This window comes from Streptomyces coelicoflavus (assembly GCF_003112555.1).
Classification (GTDB): Bacteria; Actinomycetota; Actinomycetes; order Streptomycetales; family Streptomycetaceae; genus Streptomyces; species Streptomyces coelicoflavus.
The window spans coordinates 751,706-763,552 of sequence record NZ_BEWB01000004.1; the positions used below are offsets into that span (position 1 = coordinate 751,706).

The window sequence follows — 11,847 nt, forward strand, 5'->3', positions numbered from 1 at the left end:
GGGTGTCCGAGTCCGGTCAGTAGTCGGTGCCGACGGTGACCCCGCTGAAGCCGTCCACCGCGTACAGGCTGATGTAGTGGGTGCCGGCCGCCGGGTTGTCGACGGTCAGGGTGTGGCTGTTGCCGGTGCCCGTGTCACGCCGCGTGTAGCCGCCGGTGCCGGGCCAGCCGCCGTCGCCGTAGTACAGGTCCGCGTCGCCCGTGCCGCCGGACGTGGTGATCGTCAGCCGGGCGGTGCCGGCCGGGACGTGGAGGTACAGGTAGGCGTAGTCGCCCGTGCCGGCGGACTGGTCGCTCCGCCGGCAGTCCCGGCCCAGCTCCCTGGTGTCGGTGCCGGTGCACTCGGCCCCGGGCCCGGTGCCGGTGCCGCAGTCACCGGCCGCGCAGCCCGCCAGCCAGATGTACCAGTCGTTGTCGTAGCGGGTGCCGATGGTGCCGGTCAGGTAGGCGCGGGCGGCGTTCCAGTTTCCCGCCCGGTAGTGGCCGAGGACGGTGTCCATGTCGGCGCGGTGGTTCTCGAGCATGTACCGCACGGCGAGGTAGCCCCAGCGGTAGACGCGGGTGGTGTCGTGGCTGTACGTGGTGTCGAACAGGGTGCTCAGCGCGTAGGTGCCGCGGCCCGCCTCGGTCGTCGCCTCCGTGTAGGGGACTCCGCGGTAGGAGTAGGAGACGTACTCGGCGAAGCCTTCGACCCACCAGATGGTCGGGGTGGTGATGTTGGCGTTGAAGTCGCCGTACATGTCGAAGCGGCCGTCGAGGTAGTGGGTGTACTCGTGGTTGAGGTTCCAGATCTGGAAGTCCGGGCGCAGCCACTCGGCCTCGTAGGCGATGAAGCGCGGCTGGTTGCCGGCCGCCGACGGGTCGCCCTCCAGGTACATGCCGCCGTTGTTGGTGTCGATCCCGTACATGGCACCGGCGTAGGTCTGGTAGTCGGTGCTGGAGTCGAAGACCACGACCTCGATGGAGTCGTTCGTGTCGCCCGCGACGGGGCCGTCGTCCCGGACGACGGAGTGGAAGTAGGCGTCCTGGCCGCGCATGCTGTCGCAGGCGGCGGACAGTTCGCCCGAGGTCATCTGCTGGGCCCTGACGGTGATACCGGAGCTGCACGCGTACGTCACCGGCAGCACCGCCTTCGCAAGCTGCGCCGGCAGGTCGCAGGTGCCGTAGGAGGAGCAGTTGGCCTCGTCGTAGAAGGCGGTCATCTCGGCGACGCCGACCCAGAGCGGGGCGGTGGCGCCGGTGATCGAGCTCGAGTCCAGCAGACCCGTCGCCAGGGGCCGTACCTTGCTCCGCAGGGTGGAGTGCTGGAGGAACCTGCCGAGTTCACGTCCCGCGTTGGATGTGAGGTACGACTGGTCCGTGCCCAGGAGCGAGAGGTGCCCGGAGGCGAAGCCGTACAGGGCGTCGAGCAGGCCGGGGTCCGACTCGACGGCGGTCACGAACGCGGGCACCTGGTGGCCGCGGAAGGTCACCGTGTAGACGTTGTTGACCGCGTTGAGCATCCACCAGGAGGAGTTCCAAGAGGAGTCGTAGTCCGCCAGCAGCCGCTCGACGACGTGGATGTAGCGGGCGTTCTCCTCGGCGCTGTCGATGAGGGTGACGGCCTCGGCGAGCGTCTCGCCGTTGGCGTCGCTCACGTCGCGGGAGTGCGGGGCGGCGAAGAAGGCGTCGAGCCCCGCGCGTATCGCGGTGCGCAGACCGCTGCCGTAGCCGCCCACCGTACCGGTGTTGTAGTAGTGGACGTAGTAGCCGGCGCGCAGGTAGAGCACCAGTTGCGGCATACCGGTGCCGGCGTTGCCCGGGTACGACGCCGAACCGTCGCGCAGGGCGTCGGCGACGGAGATCATCTGCGCCTCGCGGAAGGCGTGGTGGGCGTCGTTCCCGGTCAGGTCGAACAGCGTGTTGACGCAGTCGGTCGTCGACGACTTGATCTGCTGGACCAGTGCGCTGCCGGTGCGGGTGGTGAACGCGGAGACGTCGCAGGCGGCCGCCGCGGTCCTGGTCCCGTCCGCGCCCTGCGGTCTCCCGTGTGCCTCGGGTGTCCCGTAGGAGTGCTTGAGCGCGTCCTTGCCCGCCGCCAGCGGCGGGAGCGCCGACGCCTCGAGCCGCCCCTTGCCCACGTGCCCGGCCCCGGATCCGGCGGACCGGGCCACGGGCGGGGGACCGGTGTGCTTCCCGCTCGTGTCCGCGGTCCGGGAGCCGGCCGCCGGGCTTTCGGGAAGCGCGTCGGCCGGCTGCGTCAGCAGGCCGACGCCCATGGCGACGGTCAGGGCCAGCGGCAGGGCCGCCCCCAGACGTCGTCGGACGAATGACTTTCTCACTTGTGCCTCCCATGAGGGTGGGGACCCCGCGATGCGGGGCCCGTGGAGGGTGAGGGGGCCGTGGATCGGGGAGGGCCGCGCCGTCGAACGGACGGGGGCACGGCCGATGCCAAAGTTGGCATGAGCACGACCTGTTGTGCCATGTACCATTGCACAGGTGACATGATGCGGGAAGTGGTCCGACGGTATCCGTCCACACCAATCAGTCGGCGAGCACGGCGAGCACGGCGACTTGGGCGCGCCTCACGGCCCGCCGGCCGCACGTCGCGTCAGCCGTCAGCTACAGCCCTCGGCTTCAGCCCTCAGCTTCAGTCCTCGGCTTCAGCCTTCGGTGTTCGCCCTGTCGTCCGCCCACAGGGTGCGGACGTGTGCGAGGTGGCGGCGCATGCACTCCTCCGCCTCACGGCTGCGGCCGGCCGCCATCAGGTCCAGCAGTTCGACGTGCTCCTCGGCGGAAGCGACCAGCCGGCCCGTCTCGTTCAGGCTGCCCAGCCCGAACAGGCGTGAACGCTTGCGCAGGTCGGCCACCACCTCCACGAGATGGTGGTTGCCGGCCAGGGCCAGCAGTTCGAGGTGGAACCGGTGGTCGGCCTCGAGGTACTTGAGGACGTCGTGCTCCCGTGCCGCGGTGACGATCTGCCGCGCCAGCGGACGCAGGGCCTCCAGTTGCTCCGCGGTCGCCGTCGTGGCAACCCGGCCCACGGTGGGAACCTCGATCAGCGTGCGGATCTCGGTGAACTCGTCGAGGTCCCGCTCGGTCATCTCGGTGACCCGGAATCCCTTGTTGCGCACCGCCTCGACCAGGCCCTCCCGGGCCAGATCCAGCATGGCCTCGCGCACCGGAGTGGCGGAGACGCCGAGTTCCGCGGCCAGAGTGGGGGCGGAGTAGATGACACCCGGACGCAGGTCACCGGCGATGAGGGCGGCCCGGAGCGCGTTGGCGACCTGATCGCGCAGGTGGGTCTGGACGGAGATCGCCTGCGACTTGAGATGCGGCATCCGTGCTCCTGCGTCCGACCAGCCAATGACCTCCCACCATACAATGTCACGTTGCGTCGGCAGCCGGTGCGGGGCGTGCGGGGCCTGCGCCGAGGTCAGCGCACTGACGCCATCCAGCTCTCCACCTCGTCGGCGCCGCGGGGCAGTTCGGACGACAGGCACAGGGCTCCGTCGGCCGTGACGAGGAAGTCGTCCTCGATCCGTACGCCGATGCCGCGCAGTTCCGCGGGCACCGTCAGGTCGTCGGGCTGGAAGTAGAGGCCGGGCTCGACGGTGAGCACGTGCCCGGGCTCCAGCACGCCGTCCAGGTAGGTCTCCCGTCGGGCCCCGGCGCAGTCGTGGCAGTCGAGCCCCAGCATGTGACCCGAACCGCACAGGGTGTAGCGCCGGTACAGGTCGGACTCGGGGGTCCTCGCCGTCCTGCCGTACGGCCGCAGGCCCCACGCGTCGAGTCCCTCGGCGATCACGCGCATCGCCGCCGCGTGGAAGTCGCCGTACCGGGCGCCGGGCCGCAGCGCGTCGATGCCCGCGGACTGAGCCGCGTGCACCAGGTCGTAGACCCGCCGCTGGACGTCGCTGAAGCGGCCGCCGACCGGCAGTGTCCGGGTGACGTCCGCGGTGTAGAAGGAGTCGGCCTCGACCCCGGCGTCCAGGAGGAGCAGGTCCCCGTCCCGCACCGGGCCGTGGTTGCGCGTCCAGTGCAGGACGCAGGCGTGTGCCCCGGCGGCCGCGATGGTCTCGAAGCCCAGCCCGTAACCCCCGAGCCGGGCCCGCCGGTTGAAGGTGCCCTCGATCCAGCGTTCGCCCCGGGCGAGTTGTGCGGCCCGGGGCAGTTCGCCGACGACGTCCCGGAAGCCGGCGGCCGTCCAGTCCACGGCCGTACGCAACTGCGTGACCTCCCATTCGTCCTTGACCAGCCGCAACTCCGACAGCACGCGGTCGAGTTCGGCGTCGGCGTCGGCCCGGGCGTGGGGCGCCACCAGCGCGTCGACGTGCGCGTCCACACCACGCAGCACACGGGTCGGGACCCGCCCGCGCAGGGCCCGCTCCAGATCCTCGCGCGCGGCGGCCTCGACGCCGAGCTCGGCCGACGTCTCCGGCAGCGTCCGGCGCCGGCCGGTCCAGAACTCGCCGTACCGCCGGTCGCTGTGGAAATCCGCGCCGTTCGGACCGCCGTCGCGCGGCGAGCGCGGCCGGGTGAACAGGGTGACCGTGTGCCCGGTTCCGGTGGGCTCGAATACGAGGACGCTGTCGGGCACCGCGTGCGTGCCGAGTTCGGCGGTGAGATGGACGAACGCGGAGTGCGGCCGGAAGGCGTGGTCGAAGTCGTTGCTCCTGACCTTCAACCCGCCCGAGGGGACGACGACGCGTTCACCGGGGAAACGCTCGGACACCGCCGAGCGCCGCTTGGCCGCGTACGTCGCGCCCGCCTGCAACGGCGGTCTGCGTTCCGTGTCCGCCCACCCGCCTTCGAAGGCGCCCTGCTCATTCATCCGGAGACTCCTCTGCCGTGGGGGTGACGGGTGCGTCGGGGAGGTGACGAACCGGGCGGCGGCACCGGCGGTGCGGCCGGCCGTCCGGCCTCCCGCGAGATTTCCACGACGGATTCGCGGGGACAACGGACCGGGCCATAGGAGAAGGCGCCGCCCACCCATAACGTCCGGCACCGAGCGGGGAGATCCGGCCAGGGGCACCGGACGGCCGGAAACACCGCCCGCATAATGGACGCCCGTGCCCGCCACACAGCGAGGTGTACCGATGGAGCTGGAGCTGCGCCACCTGCGTGTGCTGTGCGCGATCGCGGATTCCGGGAGCGTCGGCAGGGCGGCCGCGGCGCTCGGGTACACCCAGCCGGCGCTGAGCACCCAGCTGCGCCGGATCGAACGACTGCTCGGCGAGGGGCTGTTCGTGCGCGCCAGCACGGGCGTGGAGCTGACCGCCTACGGTGCCGACGTCGTCAGCCAGGCCCGCGAGATCCTGATGCGCGCCGACGCCCTCGGCCGACGGCGGACGGGCGGCTCGTCCGCACCGGTCAGCAGGCTCCGGCTGGGCGCCACCAACACACCGGTGGTGCCGGCCCTCCTGGACGCCCTCCGCGAGGCCTGCCCGGAGCTCACCGTCTCCGTCAGCAGCGTCTACGCCACCGGTGACCTCCTCGGGCTCCTGGAGACCGGCGAGCTCGACGCCGCCCTGGGCGTCGACTACCCGGGGCTGCCGGTGCGGCACTCCGCCGCTCTCGCGCACCGCGCCATCAACACCGTCCCGGTCTTCGTGGCGATCCACGCCGGCCACCCGCTCGCGCACCGCATCGAGGTCCCGCTGGAGGAGCTGTCCGAGGACACCTGGTTCGTCTCCTCCGACGACGGGGTGGGCTGGCCCGGTGCCTTCTACGACGCCTGCCGGGCCGCGGGGTTCCGGCCCGCCGACACCCACGAGTTCCACGTACTCGACCAGTTGCAGTCGATGATCGCCAAGGGGCTCGGGGTGTCCCTCGTCCAGCCCACCGTGCGTCCCGTCGACGGGGTACTGGTCAAGCCGCTGGCGGGAGACCCCCTGTGGCAGCGGCACCTGCTCCTGTGGCGCCGCGAGCAGGTCGAGGCGCCCGTCGCCGAGGCCCTCCACCATCACGCCGTCCACACCTACCGGACCCTGCTCGCCGGGGCCCCGCACCTTCAGAAGTGGGTCACGCGCGGCTACACGTCCGCGCGCGGGCCCCTGCCCTCGGGAAGGTGATCCGGCCGCCGACCGCACCGTGTCCGGTTTTCGACGGTCCGCCGTAAATGCCTGGACCGCGACCCCGGCCCGACGGGAGACTGCCGACTTCCGAACCACCGGGAGTGCGATGGGGACCACAGACACACGGGGGCCGGCGCCGGGCAGGAGCGCGGTCGTCCTGGCACTGCGCCACTACCTCCGGGAGCTGTTGCGACTGCGCCGGCTCGCGCTGCCCGCACTGCTGCTGCCGGCCGTGGGCAACATCGGCATCCGCTACGTCGCGCCGCTGCTGATCGCCAAGTTGGCCGGCCAGGCCGCCGACGGCGACGGGCTCGCCCTCGGCCCGGCACTGCCGTACGTCCTGGGCTTCGGCGTGACGCTGCTGCTCGCCGAGGGCCTGTGGCGGGTCGGGCAGCACTGCCTGAACCGGGTGGACGCCCTCGGCATGGAGCACCTGTACGTGCGCGGCATGGACGAACTCCTCGCCAAGGACGCCGCGTTCTTCCACGACAACTTCGCGGGCTCCCTGACCAAACGCGTGCTCAGCTTCGGCAAGCGCTTCGAGGACTTCGTCGACACGGTGACGTACCGGATCGTGGGCAGCCTCGTCCCCCTGCTCTTCGGCGCCGTCGTGCTGTGGAGCTACGAACCGATGCTCGTCGTCGGCCTGTTCGCGATGATCGCGCTGACGGTGGTGGCGGCGACCCCGCTGATCCGCCGCCGGCAGCGGCTCGTCAACGACCGGGAGGCGGCGATCGCCCGGGTCTCCGGCCACGTCGCCGACAGCCTCATGAACATGGAGACCGTCCGGGCGTTCGCGGCCGAGCGGCGGGAGGGCGGCGAACACCGCAGCCGGGTCGCGGAGTCCCGGCGGCTGACGCTGAAGTCGTGGGACTACGGCAACCTGCGCGTCGACACCCTGATTGCGCCCATGAGCGTACTGACCAACGTGCTGGGCCTGGTGGTCGCCCTCGCCCTCGGCGGTCCGGGCCAGGGGGTCGAGGAGGTCGTCGTCGCCTTCACCTACTACTCCAACGCCACCCAGATCATGTTCGAGTTCAACCAGATCTACCGGCGCCTCGAAAGCTCCATGACCGAGGCCGCGCAGTTCACCGAGCTGCTCCTCGACCCGCCCACCGTGCTGGACGCCGACGAACCCGAACCGCTCGCGCCGCGGGACGGCGGCGTCCGCTTCGAGGCCGTGACCTTCGCCCACGCCGGGGCCGAGCCGATCTTCCGGGAACTCGACCTGGACGTGCCCGCGGGAGCACGGATCGGTCTGGTCGGCAGGTCCGGCGGCGGCAAGACCACGCTCACCCGGCTGCTGCTGCGGATGTCGGACATCGAGGGCGGACGTGTCCTGATCGGCGGCCAGGACATCAGCCGCCTGCGCCAGACCGACCTGCGCTCACTGATCGCCTACGTCCCGCAGGAACCCGCCATGTTCCACCGCAGCCTGCGGGACAACATCGCCTTCGCCCGCCCCGGCGCCACCGACGAGGAGGTCCACGCGGCCGCCGCGGCCGCCCACGTCACGGAGTTCGCCGAGCAGCTCCCCGACGGCTTCGCCACCCTGGTGGGGGAGCGCGGGGTGAAACTCTCGGGCGGCCAGCGCCAGCGCGTCGCCCTCGCCCGGGCCATCCTGCGCGACGCCCCGATCCTGCTGCTCGACGAGGCGACCAGCGCGCTCGACTCGGAGAGCGAACTCCTCGTCCAGGACGCCCTGTGGCGGCTCATGGACGGACGTACGGCCCTCGTGGTCGCCCACCGTCTGAGCACCGTCGCCGGCATGGACCGCCTCGTCGTCCTGGACCGCGGACGCGTGGTCGAGCAGGGTACCCACGAGAAGCTGCTCACGGCGGACGGCGCCTATGCCCGGTTGTGGCGGCACCAGTCCGGCGGCTTCCTCGGAGGACCGGCCGACCCGGTGCCGGTGGTGTGACGGGCGCTCGGCGCCGCGAGTGCCCCGGGATGACCGAACGAGTGACTGCCGTCCGGTTTACCGGCGTGGCGGGAAGGCACTCCAGGAGTGTTCTTCCACGCCTGCCCGGGAGCCCCCGATGACGCAAGTGTCCGACCACGAGCTGCGACGGCTGCCCCGGTGGGGCGTCAAGCGGGTGTGCGGCTGTCCGGGGTGGCTGTCGTGAGGGGAGGCGGCCCGGCATCCCTGGACGCGTGCACGGTCGACGCGGTCGACGTGCACGCCTTCGAGGTCCCCACCGACGGCCCCGGCGGCAAGGAGCAGGACGGCACCCTGGAGTGGGACTCCACGACCCTCGTTCTCGTCCGGGTGCACGCGGGCGGCAGGACCGGCCTCGGCTACACGTACGGCGACCTCTCCGTCGCCACGTTCGCGCACTCCGTGCTGGCCCCCCTGATCAAGGGCGCGGGCATCGGCTCACCGGCGGCGCTGAGCCACCGGATGGCCGCGCGGATGCGCAACGCGGGCCGTCCCGGCGTCGGGGCCATGGCCCTGTCCGCCGTCGACGTGGCGCTGTGGGACCTCAAGGCCCGGCTGCTCGGCCTGCCCCTGGTCCACCTCCTGCCCGCGTGCCACGACCGGGTGCCCGTCTACGGCAGCGGCGGCTTCACCAACTACCCCCTGGACCGGCTGGCCGGCCAGCTCGCCGGCTGGGTCGGGCAGGGCATCCCCCGCGTGAAGCTGAAGACGTCGCGGGAGCCCGAGCGAGACGCCGAACGCCTCACCGCCGTACGCGGGGCGATCGGCGACGGGCCCGAGCTGTTCGCCGACGCCAACGGCGCCCTCGGCCGCAAGGAGGCCCTGTACTGGGCGCACCGGTTCCACGATGCGTGGGACGTGCGCTGGTTCGAGGAGCCCGTCAGCTCCGCCGACCTGGAAGGGCTGCGGATGCTGCGCGAGCGGGGACCGGCCCGGCTGGAGATCACCGCGGGGGAGTACGCCTTCACCGCCCAGGACTTCGCCAACCTCGTCGAAGGCCCCGCCGGCCCCGCCGTCGACTGCCTCCAGGCCGACGTCACCCGCTGCGGCGGCATCACCGGCGTCCTGGAGATCGCCGGTCTGTCGGGCGTCCGGCACCTCGACCTGTCCGCGCACTGCGCCCCGGCGATCTCGGCCCACGCCTTCTGCGCGGTGCGCCGGCTGCGCCACCTGGAGTACTTCCACGACCACGTGCGCGTCGAGAACCTGCTGTTCGACGGCACGCTGTCGCCCGACGGCGGCGCCCTGCGCCCGGACCCCGGCCGCCCGGGACTCGGCCTCGACGTCAAGTGGGCCGACGCGGAGCCGTACCGCGTCCACGGCACCCGCCCGTCCTGACCGAGCAAAGACGTCGGGACACCGGAACACGCCCTGCGCAGGGCGGTCGACGGCGAGGTCGGCTTCGACACCGGCCCGCTCGCCCGGTACGCGGCGGCGTCAGGACACGGCGGCGATGGAGCGGCCCGCCCAGTCCGGAGCCGGCTCCGTCAGCTCCGTGAAGCGGCGCCGGACCGCCGCCGGGAACTCGGCGGCCCGGCCCGCCTGCCGGTCGACGTGGACCGCGAGCAGTTCGGTCGTCGCCACCGGGGCCGCGTCGGGCACCGGTTCCGACTCCGGCCCGGGCACGACGTACATCTCGTGCACGAAGCGCGCCTTGCGCGCCGCCGCGCCCAGCACTCGGGTACGGAGCGCCAGATGGGCGGCCTCGGGCACGTCCCGAAGGAAACGGATGTGGGACTCGACCGTGTAGAGGGAGCAGCCCGTGGACTCGCGGTAGCCCGAGTCCAGGCCCGTCCCGATCATGAGCGCGTCCGTGGCGTGACCGAAGACGAGGACGTAGAAGGCCTCGCTCATATGGCCGTTGTAGTCGATCCACTCCGGGCGGACCGTGCTGCGGAACAGCGGGAGCCCCGTCATCGGGAGGATCCCTTCTCGCGGTCCAGGCGCCCGGTGGCGCGCAGTACGTCGATGACGCCCCGGTCGCGTTCGGCCACCAGGTCCGCGATGGAGCGGCCGTCCGCCGCCTCGTCGCAGCCCGCCACCACGGCGTCGTACAACTCCTTGTCCAGCTCGGGGGCTTCGAGACGCGTCCACGGCGACTTCAGGGACGGGCCGAAGTGGTCCAGCATGTGCGCCATGCCGCCCTCACCTCCCGCGAGCGCGAAGGTCAGCATCGGTCCCATCACCGCCCAGCGCAGTCCGGGCCCCTCGGTGATCGACAGGTCTATGTCCCGGACCGTCGCCTCGCCGTTCGCGACCATGTGCAGCGCCTCGCGCCACAGGGCCTCCTGGAGGCGGTTCGCGATGAAGCCGGGAACCTCGTTGTCCATCGTGATGACGGACTTGCCCGCCGCCTCGTAGAAGCGGGCGGCCCAGGCGACCGCTGCGGCGTCGGTGTGCTCGCCGCCGACGACCTCGACCAGCGGGATCAGGTAGGGCGGGTTGAACGGGTGGCCGACGACCAGGCGCGACGGGTCCGCGGCCGACGTCTGCATGTCGGTCATCGGGTAGCCGGAGGTGGAGGAGGCGATGACGACACCGGGCGGTGTCGCCGCGTCCAGGCGGGCCAGCAGGTCCTGCTTGAGGCCGAGCTTCTCGGGCGCGCTCTCCTGGACGAACTCGGCGTCCGCCACGGCCTGTTCAAGGGTGTCCGCCACGGTCAGCCGGTCGGCCGAGGCGCCCTCGGCGAGGCCGAGCGAGGTGAGTGCCGGCCAGGCCGCGTCGACCAGGCGGCGGAGCTTGCGTTCGGCGTCGGGAGCGGGGTCCCAGGCGGTCACGTCGTAGCCGCGGGCCAGGAAGTGGGCGACCCAGCCGCCGCCGATGACTCCGGCGCCGACACAGGCGACACGGCGGACGTTCTCCGGCGAGGTCGTCTCGGGTGCGTTCATGAGAGGGGCTCCTTCGTCGTCGCGGCGGGTCACTTGCGCGGCTTGAGGCCGAGGGTGGCGCGGGCCTCGTCGGGGGTCGCGACGCGGGCGCCGATCGACTCGGTGATGGTCACCGCCCGCTCGACGAGCTGGGCGTTGGTCGCCTTGTTGCCCTTGCCGAGGTACAGGTTGTCCTCCAGGCCCACGCGGACGTGCCCGCCCAGCAGGATCGACTGCGCGACCCACGGCATCTGCATCCGGCCGAGCGCGAAGCTCGCCCAACGTGCCCCGTCCGGCAGTATGTTGACCATCGACTGGAGCACTCCGGGGTCCGCGGGCGCGCCCCACGGGATGCCCATGCACAGCTGGAAGACGGTCGGGTCGTCGAGCAGGCCCTCCGCGAGCAGCTGCTTGGCGAACCAGAGCTGACCCGTGTCGAAGATCTCCAGTTCGGGCCGCACCCCCAGCTCCTGGATGCGCCGGGCGCCCGCGCGCAGCATGTCGGGCGTCGAGACGTAGAGGTTCGAGCCGTCGCCGAAGTTGAGCGAGCCGCAGTCCAGGGTGCAGATGTCGGGCAGCAGGTCCTCGACGTGCGGCAGGCGCTCCAGGCCGCCGACCAGGTCGGTGCCGGGGAGGTGGGTGAGCGGGTCGTCCGGGTCGACGACCAGGTCGCCGCCCATACCGGCGGTGAGGTTGATGACGACGTCGGTGCCGGTCTCCTTGACGCGCTCGACGACCTCCCGGTACAGCCGCGGGTCGCGGGACGGGGCGCCGGTCTCCGGGTCGCGTACGTGGATGTGGACCACGGCCGCCCCGGCGTCGGCCGCCTCGACGGCGTTCCTCGCTATCTGCTCCGGGGTGACGGGGACGTGGGGGCTCTTGCGGACGGTGTCGCCGGCACCGGTGAGCGCGCAGGTGATGATGACGTTGTCGGTCAGGGGCATGCGGGGGCCTCCCGAAATCTTGCCGGTCAGGGCTTGTTGTCA

At 72.0% G+C, this 11,847-nt stretch carries 9 protein-coding genes; 3 read left to right on the top strand and 6 right to left on the bottom strand.

Annotated features, from left to right (window positions below; all coding sequences use genetic code 11):
- Positions 1–16: 16 nt before the first annotated feature.
- From Sco07f_RS11595 to Sco07f_RS11605, 3 genes are all read right to left on the bottom strand, one after another.
- Positions 17–2,320, bottom strand: coding sequence for a M9 family metallopeptidase (locus Sco07f_RS11595; protein WP_108987772.1), 2,304 nt, complete (start codon positions 2,318–2,320; stop codon positions 17–19).
- A gap of 321 nt (positions 2,321–2,641) precedes the next feature.
- Positions 2,642–3,319 carry a GntR family transcriptional regulator gene (locus Sco07f_RS11600; RefSeq protein ID WP_108987773.1) on the bottom strand — a complete coding sequence of 226 codons (678 nt, stop codon included), beginning with the start codon at positions 3,317–3,319 and terminating at the stop codon, positions 2,642–2,644.
- A 95-nt stretch (positions 3,320–3,414) separates the two neighbouring features.
- Positions 3,415–4,812, bottom strand: coding sequence for an aminopeptidase P family protein (locus tag Sco07f_RS11605; RefSeq protein ID WP_108987774.1), 1,398 nt, complete (start codon positions 4,810–4,812; stop codon positions 3,415–3,417).
- A gap of 265 nt (positions 4,813–5,077) precedes the next feature.
- On the opposite strand from Sco07f_RS11605, the gene Sco07f_RS11610 reads away from it, so the two are divergent.
- From Sco07f_RS11610 to Sco07f_RS11620, 3 genes are all read left to right on the top strand, one after another.
- On the top strand, positions 5,078–6,052 hold the full coding sequence (locus tag Sco07f_RS11610) for a LysR family transcriptional regulator (protein WP_108987775.1): 975 nt from the start codon (positions 5,078–5,080) through the stop codon (positions 6,050–6,052).
- A gap of 109 nt (positions 6,053–6,161) precedes the next feature.
- The gene (locus Sco07f_RS11615; protein ID WP_108987776.1) at positions 6,162–7,976 is read left to right on the top strand and encodes an ABC transporter ATP-binding protein; all 1,815 of its coding nucleotides are present in this window, start codon (positions 6,162–6,164) and stop codon (positions 7,974–7,976) included.
- A 201-nt stretch (positions 7,977–8,177) separates the two neighbouring features.
- A complete protein-coding gene (locus tag Sco07f_RS11620; protein ID WP_174855339.1) occupies positions 8,178–9,332 on the top strand; it encodes an enolase C-terminal domain-like protein in 1,155 nt (384 codons plus the stop codon).
- Between the two features lie 99 nt (positions 9,333–9,431).
- Here the strand turns inward: Sco07f_RS11620 and Sco07f_RS11625 are convergent, their stop codons facing one another.
- Genes Sco07f_RS11625 through Sco07f_RS11635 form a run of 3 tightly spaced genes read right to left on the bottom strand, consistent with a single transcriptional unit; the run spans position 9,432 to position 11,805 of the window.
- Positions 9,432–9,911 (bottom strand): thioesterase family protein, encoded by a 480-nt coding sequence (locus Sco07f_RS11625; protein WP_054101417.1) that lies wholly within the window; start codon positions 9,909–9,911, stop codon positions 9,432–9,434.
- Positions 9,908–10,882: a 3-hydroxyacyl-CoA dehydrogenase NAD-binding domain-containing protein gene (locus Sco07f_RS11630; RefSeq protein WP_054101416.1), complete on the bottom strand. Its 975-nt coding sequence runs from the start codon at positions 10,880–10,882 to the stop codon at positions 9,908–9,910. The genes Sco07f_RS11625 and Sco07f_RS11630 overlap by 4 nt, the downstream gene beginning before the upstream one ends.
- 29 nt (positions 10,883–10,911) lie before the next feature.
- Entirely contained in the window at positions 10,912–11,805 is an 894-nt protein-coding gene (locus Sco07f_RS11635; protein WP_108987777.1) for a beta-keto acid cleavage family enzyme, read from the bottom strand.
- Positions 11,806–11,847 lie beyond the last annotated feature (42 nt).